The sequence below is a fragment of the Saccharopolyspora hordei genome (assembly GCF_013410345.1).
GTDB classification, from domain to species: Bacteria; Actinomycetota; Actinomycetes; order Mycobacteriales; family Pseudonocardiaceae; genus Saccharopolyspora; species Saccharopolyspora hordei.
In genome coordinates this window covers 1,417,905-1,434,053 of record NZ_JACCFJ010000001.1, presented here as the reverse complement: position 1 = coordinate 1,434,053, position 16,149 = coordinate 1,417,905, and the positions used below count along the sequence as shown (strand labels likewise).

The following is a 16,149-nucleotide window of genomic DNA, read 5'->3' as shown; positions in this document are numbered from 1 at the left end:
CGTGGCGTGGTCACCACGGCCGGCTTCCGCCCCGGCAACCACTCCCGAGCCACGGACGCCGGGAGCGCGAGGGCCCTGGACCGCGGAACCGGGAGCTCGCGGGACCTCCCGGTCGTCCGAGGTCAGGTGATCCGGGCCTCCCGGCCGCCCCGGGTCAGCTCATCTGCGGGTAGACGACTCGGCCTCGGCGGACGGCTCGGAGCAGGAGGGTGACGGCTCCGGCGAGGGCTGCGCTGCCGAGGGCGATCGCGGCCCAGCGCGGGAGTGCGTACAGCGGGGGCACGTCGTCGACGAGCCCGCCGGACGCGAACTGCGCCGCGATGCCCAGGGCGACCACGCAGATCGCGGCGCCGCCGAAGGCCGCGTTGCCCCACTGCGCGGTGCAGGCCTGGAACGCCAGCGTCGTCCCGGTCACCACCAGCACCAGCAGGACCAGCAGTGCGACGGTGTCCTCGAGCGTGTAGGCGACCACGTCGGTGCTGGAGAACAGCGCGTCCAGCAGGAAGTCCGACCCGAACACCACCAGCGCCGCGGTGGCCAGCCCGCTGACCGCGACCGCCAGTGTCGACCGCGTGCCGGTGCGGCGGTCCAGCTGCTCGGCCACCCGCGCCGCGCACTCGTGCGGCCGGCCGAAGGCCTCCACCGGGTCCTCCCCGGTCTCCCGCACGTGCGCCTCGACCTCGGCCAGCACCTCCCCCACGCGCTCACCGGAGATCTCGTGCAGGCGCAGCGCGACCTGCAGCTCCTCGCGGTGCTTCCCGTCCAACGTCACGATCGCAGTCCTCGTTCCACGACGGAGATCGAGTTCGTGGCGAACTCGATCCACCTCGGCCCCTGCTCGGCGAGCACCGCGCGCCCCTCGTCGGTGAGCGCGAAGAACTTCCGGCCGGGGCCGCCTTCCCCAGCGCGCCACTCAGCGCTCAGCAGCCCGTCGGCCGCGAGCCGGTTGAGCAGCGGGTACAGCGTCCCGGCCTTCATCCCCGGCAGGCCGGCGTCGGCGAGCCGCTGCAGCAGCGTGTAGCCGTAGCCCTCGCCGTCCTCGGCCAGCAGGGCCAGCACCACGAGGTCGAGCACGCCGCGCAGCCACTGCGCCTGCCGTCCGGAGATCGTCCTGTCCGCCATGCGGACACGGTAGCGCCAACTAGTGTGTGTCACCAACTAGTGTGCGCAACGGGGTGCCGCGAGACGGCGTGAAGGGCACCTCTCACCAACCGGCCCGGCGAGAGCTGCCCTTCACGCGTCACCCGTTCGAGGTGGAGAGCGGACGGTGCGGGGAACCGTCAGCGGATCTGCCAGTCGAGGCGGCCGTCCTCTGTGACCGTCGGGTAGCTGTGCCCCGCCGGGACTCCCTCGGTCAGGGCGCGGTGGACGTCGGACAGCATCGCCGCGACGCTCCGCCACTCCGGACGGAGCACCTGCGCCGCCTCCTGCTCCCACTCCAGGACGCAGCCGTGCAACGGCCCCGGCCGCAGGTCCACCACCAGCTCGTCGGCGAAGCCGTCCCCGGCGATCGGGATCCACGCCGGGTGGAAGCTCGACCCCGGCGACCCCGCGTAGTAGTCACACGCCGGGCGCTCCCACTGCGCCGCCCAGCGCTTGCGGTGGTCGCGCCACGCCTGGCGGGCCTCGATCGCGCTGTACGGCGTGTAGAACGGAGGCAGGACGTCGGCGAGCACGTCCGGGTCGGTGCCCCCGCAGCACGTCCACAACGCGCGCAGCTCCTCCGGCAGCTCGACGGCGAACTCCGCCTCCAGCTCCGCGAGATCAGGGGGTGGCGCGGGCGGCCGCAGGGCCGCTGCGGTGACCGGGGCGTGTTCGGACAACCAACGCACGATCTCGGCCCACAGCTCCGGGACATCCATTCGGTTCATGATCGACGGGACGCCACCGGAGGGGTACCGCCAAAGGTGACCTCGCCCTGCGCGGGTGCACCGCTGAGCCGATCAGCCCAACGGGTTCGTCCCCTCGACACGGTCGTGGCGACTGCTGGTCACGGTGCGATCCATCGACCGCTCCGCGTAGCGGACTCGATACGGTGACAGCTGGGCCGGGGAACACGCTGCGAACTGGCGCCCCGTAGGCTTCCGCGAGGTCTGGTTCGGTGACCGGAGGTAATGAGATGGCGCAGGACATCGTCCCCATCGAGCTCGGGCTGCCGCAGGGCGACGTCGTCACCCTGTGGGCGCCACGCTGGCGCGAGGACGGCGAGGAATGGGAAGCGTTCCTCGGGCACGAGGACGACCTGTACGCGTTCCCCGACCCCGCGCACCTGGCCGCGTTCGTGCGCACCGCCAAGGAGCACGACCTCGACGACCACCCGGCCTGGCACGTGGTCACCCAGCTCGGCGCCGACGACCTGAGCCCGGACGAGGACCACCAGTACGACCTGGTCGGGGTGCCGGAGCTGGTCGCCGAGCCGCTGGACACCTGGACCGTCGGCGAGCTCGCCGACATCGTGTCGATCGCCCGCTCGCTGGCCGACGTCTGCGAGCTGGACGCGGTGCACGAGGTGCTCGACTCCGCCGACGGGTTCGCCATGCTCGACCAGGGCACCTTCGCGTTCTCCGGCAAGGACGGGCAGCGCCGCTGGACCGAGCTGTGCAAGGTCGTCGTGGAGCGCTGGGACGAGCTGCTCGACGCCATCGACGCCGTGGTCACCGTCCCGGAGGTGCCCGCCGACGCGGTCGCCACCGCCGAAGCCGAGCTCGCCGAAGCCCTCGCGGACGACGACACCTCCGACGAGTCCGACGTGGACGAGGTCGACCTCACCGAGGACGACCTCGGCTTCTGGGGCGAGGTCGGCATCGACCCGATCTGCATCATCACCAGCACCGGCGCGCACTACTCGCTGCGCTGCTACCTCGGTGACGACCCGGTCTTCCTCGGCAGCGACGGCAAGATCGACGTGTTCCCCAGCACCCGCGCGCTCGCCCGGTTCCTCGCCGACGACGAGGCGGTGGCCGGCACCGACCTGGAGCGGGTGTCGACCTGGCCGGAGGTGCGGGAGAAGGCGACCGCCGGCGAGCTGGAGATCGAGGTCCTCGACGACAACACCTACGTGCTCACCGGCCTGGACGCCGACCTCGCCGCCGGACCGTCCGAAGTGGACCCGACGCAGCTGGACCTGGCCGAGGAGCTGTTGATGGACGCCGCCGCGTGGGTGGGCGACAGCAGCGTCGAGCAGGCGCTGCAGCCGTCGCAGCCGCTGGGCTGGCTCGTCTCGTTCGTCCTGCAGCCCAGCCCGAACCGGCTCCCCCCGAGCGGCCCGTTCGACGCCGAGGTCGAGGCGTGGCGCAAGCTCGTCGAGACCCTCGAGACGCGGTTGCGCACCCACTGACCGCCGGGCGTCAGGCCGCGGTGAGGAGGCGGCCGGGGGCGGCCGGGCGACGCTGGGTCGCCTCGCCCCGGCACACCTGCTCGTAGGCCTCGCGCAGCCCCTTCCGGGCCCGGTAGGCCAGCGCCGCCGCGCTGTTGCGGCTGATGCCGAAGCGCTCGCCCACCTCCGCCGGGGTCCGCTTCTCGACCTCCACGTACCAGAGCACGTGGCGCCAGCGCCGCGGCAGCCGCATGAAGGCCTGCCGGACCATGGCCCGGTCCAGCTCCGCCACCGCCGGGTCGACGAACGGGAGGGCTTCGTCGACCTGCAAGGTGTCCAGCTCGGCGGCCAGGTACACGCGGCGGTCACGGCTGTTCACCGCGGTCGCGAGGTTCCGGATCGTGGTGAGCAGGTAGGCGCGGAACGCGGTGTCCGGCCCACCACCGCGCCGGAGCACGTCGAGGACGTTGGCGAACGCCTCGGCCACCAGGTCGTCCACATCGGCCGGAGTCGACGCCACCTGCTTGGCCATCGTGCGCGCCGCCGTGCAGTGCCGGGCGTAGAGTTCGGCGAACGCGTCAGCGGCCCCGGACCGGACCGCTTCCAGCAGAGACCCGTCGTCGCCCGCGCGCATGGTTCCCCTCAGTCCCTCTTCGCACTGGTGAGGGACGTCGCCGAAGAGCTGACGCCCCTCACCGAGTACGCCCCCCGATGATCACGATGTTCGCGAGCGCGCTGGCATAGGACAAGGTGGAATATTTCAGATAGTGATTGGTCCTAGGTAGACCGACCACTTGCCCGCGAGATTCACTCGGCCGCGTGAGGACCGCCGGCGACCGCGAACGTCCGGGCGATCTCGTCGGCGGCGGTGCGCAGCGGCGTCCCGAAGGACGCGTGGGCGGTGAGCTTGCGCGCCGGGAACGAGATCGCCAGCGTCGTCGGCACTCCGGCACCCGAGACCGGCGCGGCCATGCAGGCCGTGCCCAGCGAGTACTCCTCGGAGTCGGTGACCACCGGGTGGTCTGGACCGTCGATCAGGTCGTGGATCCGGGTGATCGTGCGCGGGGTGAGGTCCGCGGGCGGGTAGCGGTCGAAGTGGTCCAGGCGTTCGTCCCGGCTGAGCCCGGAGAGCAGGCACTTGCCGATCGCCGTGGCGTGCGCGGTCTCCCGGAAGTCGGCCCAGGTGTCCACCCGCGGGGTGCGCGGGCTGTCGACGATGTCGGTGACCACCACCTCGCCCTCGCGGTAGTGGGCCAGGTAGACCGCCGCGTTCAGGGCGTCGCGCAGGTCGACCATCACCGAGCGGACCCGGCTGCGCAGGCCCTGGCCCCGCGCCGCGGTGTGCAGCTCGGCCACCTGGTCACCGAGGATGAAGGCGCCGTCGTCGAGCTTCTCCAGGTAGCCCTCGTGGACCAGGGTGCGCAGCAGGTGGTACGTGGTGGGCAGCGCGATCCCGGTCCGCCGGGACAGGTTCTTCGCCGTGGTGCCGCCCGACTCCTCGCTGACCGCCTCCAGCAACCGCAGCGCGCGCTGCACCGACGTGATCAGCGTTGGTTGCCCGCCCTGTGGCACCGTTTCCTCCCGAGCTCCGCGCCGGCCCCACTGTCCTCGCAGCCAACGTGAATGACGTTCAAGTCTGGCAGTATCCACGGCTCCCGCTGCACGTGCAGCCCGCCGGTGCCGCGCGGCGCGGGGTCGTGAGTGCGAGAACCGGCTGGAGCCGGTCCCCGCACTCACGACCGGTCAGGCCAGCAAGGCCGCGTACCCGGGCTTGATCACGTCGTTGATCAGCTCCAGCCGCTCGTCGAAACCGATGAACGCCGACTTCATCGCGTTCACCGTGAACCACTGGAAGTCCTCCCAGCCGTAGCCGAAGGTCTCGTGCAGCGCGGCGAACTCGCTCGACATCGTGCAGTGGCTCATCAGCCGGTTGTCGGTGTTGACCGTGACCCGGAAGCGCAGCTTCGTCAGCAGGCCGATGGGGTGCTCGGCCATCGACGTGGCCGCCCCGGTCTGCAGGTTCGACGACGGGCACATCTCCAGCGGGATGCGGCGGTCCCGCACGTAGGACGCCAACCGCCCCAGGTGCGCCTTCCCGTCCTCGTCGACCTTGATGTCGTCGACGATGCGGACCCCGTGCCCGAGCCGCTCCGCGCCGCAGTGCTGGATGGCTTCCCAGATGGAAGGAAGACCGAACGCCTCACCGGCGTGGATGGTGAAGTGCGCGTTCTGCTGGCGCAGGTACTCGAAGGCGTCCAGGTTGCGGGTGGGCGGGAAACCGGCCTCCGGACCCGCGATGTCGAAACCGACGACGTCCGCGTCCCGGTAGCGGACCGCGAGCTCGGCGATCTCCAACGACCGCGCGTTCTGACGCATCGCGCACAACAACGTGCCGATCCGGACACGACCACCCGCGGCCGCGACGCGGCGCTCGCCTTCCCGGAACCCGTCCTGGACCGCTTGCACGACCTGGTCGAGCGTCAACCCGCGTTCCTGGAACAGCTCCGGGGCGTAGCGGACTTCGGCGTACACCACCCCGTCGGCGGCCAGGTCCTCGACGCACTCGGCGGCGACCCGGGCCAGCGCCTCCTCGGTCTGCATCACCGCCACGGTGTGCGCGAAGGTCTCCAGGTACCGCTCCAACGATCCCGAGTCCGCCGCCGCTTCGAACCACCGCTCGAGCTCAGCGGCGTCGTCGTGGGGCAGTTCGGAGTAGCCGGCAGCGCGCGCCAGGTCGATGACGGTCTGCGGCCGCAGGCCACCGTCGAGGTGGTCGTGCAACAGCACCTTGGGGGCCTGCCGGATGGTGTTCAGGTTCACCGGTGTCGACATGCATCCACGTTACAGGCCGACGATGGCCAGATCACCGACAGCTACCAGCGGAAACCCGCTCGCGGCGAGAACTGGCCACGCTGCCCGACGGGTGCGGACGGCGGGCGCCGCACCAGAAATCACCCGATCGGACCCACTGACTTCGAGTGGGTCAATCGGCGGTGCTCCGAATGGGTCATTCAGCCGAACAGGACTGCTCCATCGTGATTCCACTGAGGAGGAACGGTCACCCGGTGCATCGGGGGGTGGCTAGGAACGCGGTGAGTGAGTAGCTAGGCTCGGTGAGTCCTCACCTCCCCTCGACGAAGGACGCCCCTAGCCGTGACCGAGAACATGTCGTTCGACCGCATGCGCAACATGCTCACGCGTGCGGCTGAGATCCGCGAGAGCGAACAACAGCAGATCTTCGACGCCCTGGACGAGATCCACGCCCGGCTCTCCCCGCTGGAGTCGCTGGGTTCCGTGCGGAAACGCCTCTCCGAGCTGCCGGACCGCACCGAGGTCAGCGTGCTCGCCGAACGGCTCGACGAGGCGCTGGCCAAGCTCGAAGCGCACGACGGTGCGCTGAGCGAGCTCAAGGGCGCCGTCGACGGCTTGATGGACAAGCTGGCCAAGCCGTTCGCCCAGCTCGACGGGCGGCTCGACGGCGTGTCCGGCCGGATGGACGGTGTGGTCGGCCGGATGGACGGCCTGGAGGACAAGCTCGGCCACATCCACAAGCGCCTGGACGAGCTGGGGCTGCACCTGGACAAGCAGGACGGTCGGCTGGAGGCGCTGCCCGGCGCGGTGCACGGGCCGGTGCGCGAGCGCATCGACTCCCTGGAGACGAGCCTGCGCGGCCGCTTCGCCGAGATCGACGAGGGCGTGCACGAACACCTCGACGGCACCCGCGAGGCCCTGCAGCGCGCGGTCACCGAATCCACCAGCAGCGCGCAGAACTCGCTCACCGACGCGGTGGCCGGCACCCGCGACCAGCTGGACGCCAAGCTGGAGGAGCTCAAGGCGCGTCCCGCGGTGGACCCGACCGACCGGCTGGACAAGCTGGCCGACCGCCTCGAGCAGCTCACCAGCCGGCTGGACCAGGTGTCGTCGCGCCTCGACCAGGTCGAGGACAACGTCAACACCCGCATCGACACCGTCGAGCAGGGCTTCACCGACCGCATCAACACGGTCGAGGAGGGCGTCAAGGCCGGTCTCGGCGACCTCAGCGGCACGCTGTCGAAGAACCTGTCGCAGCTGTCGGGCACGCTGTCGGCCCGCCCGGACCGCGACACGCTCAACGCCCTTGTGCGCGAGGCGAACGAGGAGAGCGAGCGGCGCCACGCCGGTCAGCTCGACGAGGCCATGGCGACCTTCGCCGAGCTGATCCTCGGTGGCAGCGCGCCGTCGACCCCGCCGCCGCCCACCACGCTGCCGCGCCAGCAGCGCCGCGGCCGCTCCAAGAGCGCCAAGCGCGACACCACGGACAAGGCCCTCACCGACGGCGAAGAGGACTACGCCGCCGAGACCGCCTGATCCCGGCGGTTCCCCCCGGAACCGCCGCCGGAGCGCAGTGGCCCTGGCCCGTGCACCCGCTGCACGGGCCAGGGCCTTCTTCCACCCGGTGCGCCGGGACACCGCAGCGGCGTCCCGACGCACCGCCCGCTCAGCTGCCTGCGGCCACCCGGTCCAGCACCAGCGGCGTCGACTCCCGGGCGGCGTCGCTGATCCGGTACGCGTCGCGCAGCGCGTCCCGCGCGGCGGCCACGGTGTCCGGCCGGTCGGTGTGCAGCTCCAGCAGGGGTTGCCCCGCGGTGACGCGGTCCCCCGGCTTCGCCAGGCACAGCACCCCGGCGGCGTGGTCGACGTCGTCCTCCTTGCGGGCCCGCCCGGCCCCCAGGCGCCACGCGGCGACGCCCACGGCGAACGCGTCCAGCTCGGTCAGCACCCCGTCCCGCGGTGCGGTGACCACGTCGACGTGCCTCGCCCGTGGCAGTTCCGCGTCCGGGTCACCGCCCTGCGCCTTGACCATCCGGCACCACACGTCGTGCGCGCGCCCGTCCGCCAGCGCCTCCGCGGGGTCCACATCGGACAGCCCGGCGTGCGCCAGCATCTCGCGGGCCAGCGCCAGGGTCAGCTCGACGACGTCCGACGGACCGCCCCCGCGCAGCACCTCCACCGCCTCGGCGACCTCCAGGGCGTTGCCGACCGCCCGCCCCAGCGGCACGGACATGTCGGTGATGAGCGCGCTGGTGCGCACCCCGCCGGCGGTGCCGATGTCCACCAGCGCGGTGGCCAGCTGCCGCGCCTGGTCCAGGTCCTTCATGAACGCCCCGGACCCGCACTTGACGTCCAGCACCAGCGACTGCACGCCCTCGGCGATCTTCTTGCTCATGATCGAGCTGGCGATGAGCGGGATCGACTCCACGGTGCCCGTCACGTCCCGCAGGGCGTAGAGCTTCCGGTCGGCCGGTGCCAGCCCCTCCGTCGCGGCGCACACCACCGCCCCGACGTCGTCGAGCTGGGCGCGGATCTCGTCCAGCGACAGCTGCGCCCGCCAGCCCGGGATCGACTCCAGCTTGTCCAGCGTGCCGCCGGTGTGCCCGAGCCCGCGCCCGGACAGCTGCGGCACCGCCGCACCGCAGGCGGCGACCAGCGGGGTCAACGGCAGGGTGATCTTGTCCCCCACCCCGCCCGTGGAGTGCTTGTCCACCGTGGGCCTGGACACCGAGCCGAGGTCCAGCACCTCACCGGAGGCGACCATCGCCCTGGTCCACCGCGCCGTCTCCTCCGGCGTCATCCCGCGCAGCAGGACGGCCATGGCCAGCGACGCCATCTGCTCGTCGGCGACCTCCCCGCGCGTGTAGGCGTCGACGACCCAGTCGATCTGCTCGTCGCTGAGCCGCCCGCCGTCCCGCTTCACCCGAATCACGTCAACCGCAGAGTGCACCGTCGCCTCCCAGTCCGAACCCTTCCACCTCTCGAAAACCGAACCCCGCGCGCAGACACACCCCGGACGAGTGTTCCGGCGACCTACAGCTCGAAGGCGTCGGGGAGGACCTCGCGCATGGGCAGGACGCCCCGGGGCGTGTCCACCAGGCAGTCCGGTCCGCCCAGCTCCTGCAGGACCTGGCGGCAGCGGCCGCAGGGCATGAGCAGCTCCCCGGTGCCGCTGCGGCAGGCCACCGCGACGAACCGGCCCCCGCCGGTCAGCTGGAGCTGGCCGGCCATCGTGCACTCCGCGCACAGGGTGACCCCGTAGGAGCCGTTCTCCACGTTGCACCCGGTCACCACGCGACCGTCGTCGCACAGCGCGGCCGCACCCACCTGCAGCCCCGAGTACGGGCAGTACGCCAGGGCGGCGGCGTCCACGGCCGCCGCCCGCAGCGCCTCCCAGTCCACCGCGGTCACTGGTCGGCCCCGCGTCGGTACTGCAGGCCGTTCGCCGCGGGTGGTCGCAGCCGCTGCGACGCCACGGCCAGGACCACCAGCGTCACCAGGTGCGGGGTGTAGGCGGTGAGCTCGGTGGGCAGCTCGTCGGTGTACCAGTACACCGCGTACATCACCGCGGCGGCGACCAGCGCCAGGCCCGCGGCGAACCAGCTGCGCCGCCACACCTGCACCGCCGCGACGACCACGAGCAGCAGCGTCGCGCCGTAGAACAGCGCGTGCACGCTGGTCTCGCCGCTGCGCAGCTGCAGGCCGTCGGAGTAGCCGAACAGCGCGGCACCGCCGAGCAGCCCGCCCGGCCGCCAGTTGCCGAAGATCATCGCCGCCAGGCCGATGTAGCCGCGGTTGTTGGTCTGGCCCTCCAGGTAGCCCGCCTGGCCCGGGTTGAGGATCAGCGCCGCACCGCCGATGCCGGCCAGCGCGCCCGAGATGATCACCGCGAGGTACTTGTACCGGTAGACGTTGACGCCCAGCGACTCCGCCGCCACCGGGTTCTCCCCGCAGGACCGCAGCCGCAGCCCGAACGGCGAGCGCCACAGCACCAGGTAGCTCACCGGCACCAGCAGGAACGCCAGCATGGTCAGCGGGGAGACCCCGGTGACCAGGCCGCCGAGGATGCCCGCGGCGTCGGAGATGCCGACCCGCTGCACGTCCTCCAGCTGCTCCAGCCAGTCCCCCAGCGGTTGCGCCGAGTAGGTGTCGAACTTCGGCACCGGGGGCGACTCCCGCGGGTTCCGCGAGACCGGCTCGAACACCAGCGTCGCGAGGTACTTCGCCAAGCCCGCGCCCAGCAGGTTGATCGCCACACCGGAGACGATGTGGTTGACCCCGAAGGTCACCGTCGCGATCGCGTGCACCAGCCCGCCCAGCGCGCCGAACACCGCCGCCGCCACCAGCCCGGCGAACGGTCCCCACTGGTAGCCGGCCCACGCGCCGCCCCAGGTGCCGAGGATCATCATGCCTTCCAGGCCGATGTTGATGACCCCGGCGCGCTCGGCCCACAGGCCGCCCAGCGCCGCCAGCAGGATCGGGACGCCCAGCCGCACCGCGGACTGCACGGTGCCCGAGGAGGTCAGCTGCGGCACGTCCGTCTGGTACGAGGTGAACGACACCGCCACGAAGGCGACGACCACCCACAGCAGCACCCGCGCCCAGCCGGGCATCGGGCGGCGCGCCGGCTTCTGCGGGGCCTTCGTCGGTTCCGCGGTCACCGCGGTCATGCCCGCTCACCTCCGGTCCCGGCAGCGGCCGGTGTCTCGCTCGCGGTGCCCAGCGCGCGCCCGACCCGCCGCTGCTCGGCGGCGAGCTCGCGGCGGCGCACCAGCTCGTAGGCGACCACCACGGAGAGCACGATGGTGCCCTGCAGGATGGTCACGATCTCCTTCGGCACGCCGATGTTGTCCAGCGTCAGCGAGCTCTTGTCCAGGAACGACCACAGCAGCGCGCCGAAGGCGACGCCGACCGGGTGGTTGCGGCCGAGCAGCGCGATGGCCAGGCCCGCGAAGCCGTAGCCGGTCGGGAAGTTGATGGTGAAGGTGTGGTCGCGGCTCAGGATCTCCGGCAGCCCGGCCACCCCGGCGATGGCGCCGGAGATGAGCATCGCCGACAGGACCATGCGCTTGGAGTCGACGCCGCCGGCCAGCGCGGCGGTCGGCGACAACCCGGAGGCGCGCAGCTGGAAGCCGTACCGGGTGCGGTCGACCAGCACCGCGTACCCGACGCCCACGGCCACCGACAGCAGCACCAGCCCGAACAGCGTCCCGGCCCCGCCCAGCGGGATCCCCGGCACCTGGCCGGACTCCGGGATGCGCGCGGTGCCCTGCATGTTGCCGCGCATCTCGCCGAAGGTGGCCACCAGGTAGGCGATGAGCCCGATGGAGAGGGTGTTGAGCATGATCGTGGAGATCACCTCGGACACCCCGCGGTAGACCTTGAGCAGCGCCGCGATGCCGCACCACACCGCGCCGGTGACCGCGCCGACCACGACGACCAGCACCGCGTGCAGCCCGAACGGCAGGCTGACCGCACCACCGACGATCGCCGCCACGCAGGCGCCCAGCCGGTACTGGCCCTCGATGCCGATGTTGAGCAGGTTCATCTGGAAGCCGATCGCCGCGGCGATGGCCACCAGGTAGTAGCTGCCCGCGGTGTTGACGATGTCCACCGCGGTGGTGCCGCGCCCGACCTGCGTGACCATCTCCAGCAGGGTGTCGACCGGGTTCGCGCCGGAGACCAGCAGCACCACGCTGCACAGCACCGCCGAGAACACGATCGCCAGCCCCGCGGGGAGCAGGCGCACCCGCCACGTGTTCATGCGACCTCACCGTCCCTGGCCCCGGTCATCGCCGCGCCGAGTTCTTCCGGGGTCACCGACCGGGGGTCCGCCTCGGCCACCAGGCGGCCGCGGAACATCACCCGGATGGTGTCCGACAGGCCGATCAGCTCGTCCAGGTCGGCGGAGATGAGCAGCACCGCCAGCCCCTCGGCGCGCGCGGCCCGCAGGTGGTCCCAGATGCCGGCCTGCGCGCCGACGTCCACGCCGCGGGTCGGGTGCGCTGCGATGAGCAGCACCGGGTCGCCGGAGAGCTCCCGGCCCACCACGAACTTCTGCTGGTTGCCGCCGGAGAGCGCGGCCGCGTCGGTCTCGATGCCGGGGGTGCGGACGTCGAACTGCTCGACGATGCGCGCCGAGTCGGCCTTCGCGCCCTGCCGGTCCAGCCACCGGCCGCGGGCGACGGGGCGCCGGGTCTGGTGACCGAGGATGCGGTTGTACCAGAGCGGCTGGTCGAGCAGCAGGCCCTGCCGGTGCCGGTCCTCGGGCACGTAGCCGATGCCCGCCTCCCGCCGGGCCAGCGTGGGCAGCCCGGTCAGGTCGCGGTCGCCGAGGACGACCCGGCCCGAGTCGACCGGGCGCATGCCCATGATCGCCTCGACCAGCTCGGTCTGGCCGTTGCCCTCCACCCCGGCGATGCCGACGACCTCACCGGCGTGCACCACCAGGTCGACGTCGGACAGCACCGCGCGGTCCTGCTCCGATGCGGACAGTCCGGAGAGGACGAGCACCTCGCGATCGGTCACCGTGGACTCGCCGCGCTCGGGCACCGGCAGCTCGCTGCCGACCATCATCTCCGCCAGCTGCTGGCTGGTGACCTCGCCGGTGGGCACGGTGCCGACGGTGGTGCCGCGGCGCAGCACCGTGACGGTGTCGGCGATCGCGCGGACCTCGTCGAGCTTGTGCGAGATGAACAGGAAGGTGAAGCCCTGCTCGCGCATGGTGCGCAGGGTCGTGAACAGCTCCTCGACCTCCTGCGGCACGAGCACCGCGGTGGGCTCGTCGAGGATGATGATCCGGGCTCCGCGGTAGAGCACCTTGAGGATCTCCACGCGCTGCCGGTCGGCCACGCCGAGCCGTTCGACCAGCACGTCGGGGCGGACCTCGAAGCCCGCGCGGGCCGCGAGCTGCAGCACCTCGCGGCGGGCCTTCGCGCCGATGCCGTGCCTGCCCTCCGCGCCGAGCACGATGTTCTCCAGCACGGTGAGGTTGTCGGCGAGCATGAAGTGCTGGTGGACCATGCCGATGCCGGCGCGGATGGCCTCGGCGGGCGTGCGCAGGCGCACCTCCTCGCCGTGCACCCGGATCGTGCCGGAGTCCGGCGCCTGCATGCCGTAGAGGATCTTCATCAGCGTGGACTTGCCGGCGCCGTTCTCGCCGCACAGCGCGTGCACCTCACCGGCGCGCACCGTCAGGTTCACGTCGCTGTTGGCGACCACGCCGGGGAAGGTCTTGGTGATGCCGGTCAGCTCGACTGCGGGTGGGTCGGCGGACCCCGGCTCGGTTGCGGTTCTCATGGTGCTCCAAGGACGTCGTCTCGCGGTGGCGAAGCGGACGGACGCTCAACAATGGACGGTTTCGGCCCGGCGGTGACGCGGTTGGCGCGAACACGCCACCGTGCCGGGTGACACACGAAGGGCACCCCCGGCCCGCGGCGACAGGAGCGTGGACCGACCACCACGGGTGCCGGAGGTGCCCTTCACAGGAGGATCAAGGCTTGTCGGAGACCTTGATGTCGCCGTTGGCGATGGCGTTCTTGTAGGCGTCCACCACCGGCACCAGGTCGTCGACCATGCCACCCGAGGTCGAGTAGCCGACGCCGTCGAGGGACAGGTCGAACTTCTCCGGCAGCGACCCCAGGTCGTTGCGGGCGACCGCGGAGATGTAGTCGTACACCGCCAGGTCGACGCGCTTGAGCATGGACGAGATGATCACGTCCTTGTACTCGGCGACGGTCGGCTGGTTGTACTGGTCGGAGTCGACGCCGATCGCCTTCGCGTCGGCCTGCTTGACCGCCGAGAACACGCCCTTCCCGGACGCGCCCGCGGCGTGGTAGATGACGTCGGCCCCGGACTCCAGCTGCCCGGTGGCCACCTCGGCGCCCTTGTTCGGGTCCTGGAAGCCGCTGAAGTCACCGGCCGGCGTCAGGTACTTGCTGTCGACTTCGATGTCCGGCGCGGCGGCCTTGGCGCCCGCCTCGAACCCGGCCTGGAACTTCTGGATCAGCGGGGTCTCCACCCCGCCGACGAAGCCGACCTGGCAGTTCTTCGAGCGGTGCGCGGCGATCACGCCGACCAGGAAGGACCCCTGCTCCTCGGCGAAGACCAGGGACGTGACGTTGGGCACACCCTCGATCTGCTCGTCGATGATCGCGAACTTGGTGCCGGGGAACTCCGGCGCGACGACCTTGACCGCGTCGGCGTAGGCGTAGCCGACGGCGATCACCGGGTTGTAGCCCTCGCGCGCCAGCTGCCGCAGTCGGGTCTGCTTGGCGTCCTCGGGCTCGCCGGCACCGGCGTCGAGCTCCTTGACGTCGGTGAAGCCCATCTCGGCCTTGGCCCGCTCCAGCCCGGCCACCGAGGCGTCGTTGAACGAGGCGTCACCGCGGCCACCGATGTCGAACGCCAGGCCGACCCGCAGCTGCTTGGCCTCCGGCGGTGCCGGCGGCTGGGTGGGCGGTGCGGGCGGCGCGGCCGCAGCCGGGGGCGGGTTCAGCTCGCACCCCTGCCCGTCAGCGTTGTCGGCTCCCCCTCCGCCGCCGTCCTTCGCGCAGCCGGCGAGCACCAGCGTGCCGGTGAGCAGCGCGGCCACCGCGGTGGCCGTCCGTGAACGTCCGGCACCCGAGCGCCTCCATGTCGGCGTCCGCCGCATGCCGTTCCCCTTTCCTGTTGGTCCCGCCGCGATCCCCCCTGGACCGCACCCGGGTGCCCGGGCGCGGCGATGCCGGCAGAACTCCACACGACGGTGTCGTCCTCGGTGATTGTTCGTCCGGTTCGCGGCGCACGCCATTCGGTGACGTGGCTCTCGAAATTAAGTCTTGACGCTGCCGCTTGGGCATTGCGTCCGTGTCACGAAATGATTTCTACATCGATCAACCAGCCGGGACGCTTGTCTGGTCGATCACAGAGGGCACGGGCGAGTAGGCCCGGGGGATTGGTCGGGTCTAGCATCCGAAGCGTCAAGGCCCCTGTTCGTGGCCGGTGACGGGCGTGCACCCAATGCTGATTGGGACCAACTGCGACTCGGGGCCGGTCGCGCATGTTCCCGGACGGGGCCGTCAGTCCACCAGCGAGGTTGGAGGCCTTCCACCATGGCCAGCACCACCGCCTCCGCGGCCGACGCACCGGAGCGCGCCACCGCGCCGCGCGCCAAGGGGCGTCTCTACCGCGGCGATCTGGGCATGTGGTCGTGGGTCGCCCACCGGATCACGGGCGTACTCACCTTCTTCTTCTTGTTCGTGCACGTCCTGGACACCGCCCTGGTACGGGTCTCGCCGAACGCGTACGACACGGTCATCGAGACGTACAAGCACCCGGTGATGATCCTCTTCGAGCTGGGTCTGCTGGCGGCCGTGCTGTTCCACGCTTTCAACGGCGTCCGCGTCATGCTGGTCGACTTCTGGTCCAAGGGCACCCAGTACCAGAAGCCGATGTTGTGGACCGTCGTGGTGCTGTGGTTGGTGTTGATCATTCCGGCGGCGATCAGCTTGCTCAGCCGCGCGGTCAACGAGTTCTTCGGGGGTTGAGCGCAATGACCGTCACCGACGCACCTGTTTCCGTGGAGAAGCCGCGCACCCCGTCCCGCCCGGCCGCCCGGCGGAACAACTTCGAGCTCTACAGCTGGTTGTTCATGCGGCTGTCCGGCGTGGTCCTGCTGTTCCTGGTGCTGGGACACATCCTGATCATGCTCTTCGTGGACGGTGGCGTGCAGCGGATCAACTTCGCCTTCGTCGCCGGGCGCTGGGCGTCCCCGTTCTGGCAGATGTGGGACCTCACCATGCTCTGGCTGGCCGGCCTGCACGGCGGCAACGGGCTGCGTACCGTCATCAACGACTACGCGCGCAAGGACGGGACGCGCTTCTGGCTGAAGATGCTGCTGTACACCGCGGTCCTGCTGACCGTCGTCCTGGGCACCTTCGTCCTGTTCACCTTCGACCCGAACATCGGCTAGCCGCAGACGACCACATCGCGGCGAGGTCGTCGCCCACCCCGGACCTCGCCGCCGCCCGAGGAGGCGACGA

At 71.4% G+C, this 16,149-nt stretch carries 16 protein-coding genes; 4 read left to right on the top strand and 12 right to left on the bottom strand.

Features of this window, described 5'->3' with window-relative positions; genetic code table 11:
- Positions 1 to 154: 154 nt before the first annotated feature.
- The 3 genes from HNR68_RS06795 to HNR68_RS06785 all read right to left on the bottom strand — a co-directional run bounded on the left by HNR68_RS06795 (position 155) and on the right by HNR68_RS06785 (position 1,862).
- Positions 155 to 772, bottom strand: coding sequence for a hypothetical protein (locus HNR68_RS06795; RefSeq protein ID WP_179718703.1), 618 nt, complete (start codon positions 770 to 772; stop codon positions 155 to 157).
- Positions 769 to 1,122, bottom strand: coding sequence for a PadR family transcriptional regulator (locus HNR68_RS06790; RefSeq protein WP_179718701.1), 354 nt, complete (start codon positions 1,120 to 1,122; stop codon positions 769 to 771). The genes HNR68_RS06795 and HNR68_RS06790 overlap by 4 nt, the downstream gene beginning before the upstream one ends.
- A gap of 158 nt (positions 1,123 to 1,280) precedes the next feature.
- Positions 1,281 to 1,862, bottom strand: coding sequence for an SMI1/KNR4 family protein (locus HNR68_RS06785; RefSeq protein ID WP_179718699.1), 582 nt, complete (start codon positions 1,860 to 1,862; stop codon positions 1,281 to 1,283).
- A 257-nt stretch (positions 1,863 to 2,119) separates the two neighbouring features.
- Here HNR68_RS06785 and HNR68_RS06780 point away from each other — a divergent pair, with 257 nt between their 5' ends.
- Positions 2,120 to 3,337, top strand: coding sequence for a primosomal protein (locus HNR68_RS06780; protein ID WP_179718697.1), 1,218 nt, complete (start codon positions 2,120 to 2,122; stop codon positions 3,335 to 3,337).
- Between the two features lie 10 nt (positions 3,338 to 3,347).
- On the opposite strand, the gene HNR68_RS06775 is transcribed toward HNR68_RS06780, so the two are convergent.
- The 3 genes from HNR68_RS06775 to HNR68_RS06765 all read right to left on the bottom strand — a co-directional run bounded on the left by HNR68_RS06775 (position 3,348) and on the right by HNR68_RS06765 (position 6,148).
- On the bottom strand, positions 3,348 to 3,950 hold the full coding sequence (locus HNR68_RS06775; RefSeq protein WP_179718695.1) for an RNA polymerase sigma factor: 603 nt from the start codon (positions 3,948 to 3,950) through the stop codon (positions 3,348 to 3,350).
- A gap of 173 nt (positions 3,951 to 4,123) precedes the next feature.
- A complete protein-coding gene (locus tag HNR68_RS06770; protein ID WP_179718693.1) occupies positions 4,124 to 4,888 on the bottom strand; it encodes an IclR family transcriptional regulator domain-containing protein in 765 nt (254 codons plus the stop codon).
- A 171-nt stretch (positions 4,889 to 5,059) separates the two neighbouring features.
- Positions 5,060 to 6,148: an adenosine deaminase gene (locus HNR68_RS06765; RefSeq protein ID WP_179718691.1), complete on the bottom strand. Its 1,089-nt coding sequence runs from the start codon at positions 6,146 to 6,148 to the stop codon at positions 5,060 to 5,062.
- Positions 6,149 to 6,469: 321 nt separating this feature from the next.
- On the opposite strand from HNR68_RS06765, the gene HNR68_RS06760 reads away from it, so the two are divergent.
- A complete protein-coding gene (locus HNR68_RS06760) occupies positions 6,470 to 7,663 on the top strand; it encodes a hypothetical protein (protein ID WP_179718689.1) in 1,194 nt (397 codons plus the stop codon).
- 130 nt (positions 7,664 to 7,793) lie between these two features.
- Here the strand turns inward: HNR68_RS06760 and HNR68_RS06755 are convergent, their stop codons facing one another.
- The 6 genes from HNR68_RS06755 to HNR68_RS06730 all read right to left on the bottom strand — a co-directional run bounded on the left by HNR68_RS06755 (position 7,794) and on the right by HNR68_RS06730 (position 14,780).
- A complete protein-coding gene (locus tag HNR68_RS06755; protein ID WP_380574342.1) occupies positions 7,794 to 9,050 on the bottom strand; it encodes a thymidine phosphorylase in 1,257 nt (418 codons plus the stop codon).
- Positions 9,051 to 9,160: 110 nt separating this feature from the next.
- Positions 9,161 to 9,538: a cytidine deaminase gene (locus HNR68_RS06750; RefSeq protein ID WP_179718685.1), complete on the bottom strand. Its 378-nt coding sequence runs from the start codon at positions 9,536 to 9,538 to the stop codon at positions 9,161 to 9,163.
- Complete coding sequence (locus HNR68_RS06745; RefSeq protein ID WP_179718683.1) at positions 9,535 to 10,797, bottom strand: ABC transporter permease; 1,263 nt, start codon at positions 10,795 to 10,797, stop codon at positions 9,535 to 9,537. Before HNR68_RS06745 ends, HNR68_RS06750 begins: the two co-directional genes overlap by 4 nt.
- Entirely contained in the window at positions 10,794 to 11,891 is a 1,098-nt protein-coding gene (locus tag HNR68_RS06740; protein WP_179718681.1) for an ABC transporter permease, read from the bottom strand. Before HNR68_RS06740 ends, HNR68_RS06745 begins: the two co-directional genes overlap by 4 nt.
- Positions 11,888 to 13,426, bottom strand: coding sequence for an ABC transporter ATP-binding protein (locus HNR68_RS06735; RefSeq protein ID WP_179718679.1), 1,539 nt, complete (start codon positions 13,424 to 13,426; stop codon positions 11,888 to 11,890). The genes HNR68_RS06740 and HNR68_RS06735 overlap by 4 nt, the downstream gene beginning before the upstream one ends.
- Positions 13,427 to 13,619: 193 nt before the next feature.
- Complete coding sequence (locus HNR68_RS06730; protein WP_179718677.1) at positions 13,620 to 14,780, bottom strand: BMP family lipoprotein; 1,161 nt, start codon at positions 14,778 to 14,780, stop codon at positions 13,620 to 13,622.
- Positions 14,781 to 15,219: 439 nt separating this feature from the next.
- On the opposite strand from HNR68_RS06730, the gene sdhC reads away from it, so the two are divergent.
- Together sdhC and HNR68_RS06720 are read left to right on the top strand one after the other, a co-directional pair.
- A complete protein-coding gene (gene sdhC / locus HNR68_RS06725) occupies positions 15,220 to 15,654 on the top strand; it encodes a succinate dehydrogenase, cytochrome b556 subunit (protein ID WP_179718675.1) in 435 nt (144 codons plus the stop codon).
- Positions 15,655 to 15,659: 5 nt separating this feature from the next.
- Positions 15,660 to 16,079: a succinate dehydrogenase hydrophobic membrane anchor subunit gene (locus HNR68_RS06720; protein WP_179718673.1), complete on the top strand. Its 420-nt coding sequence runs from the start codon at positions 15,660 to 15,662 to the stop codon at positions 16,077 to 16,079.
- Positions 16,080 to 16,149: the final 70 nt, after the last annotated feature.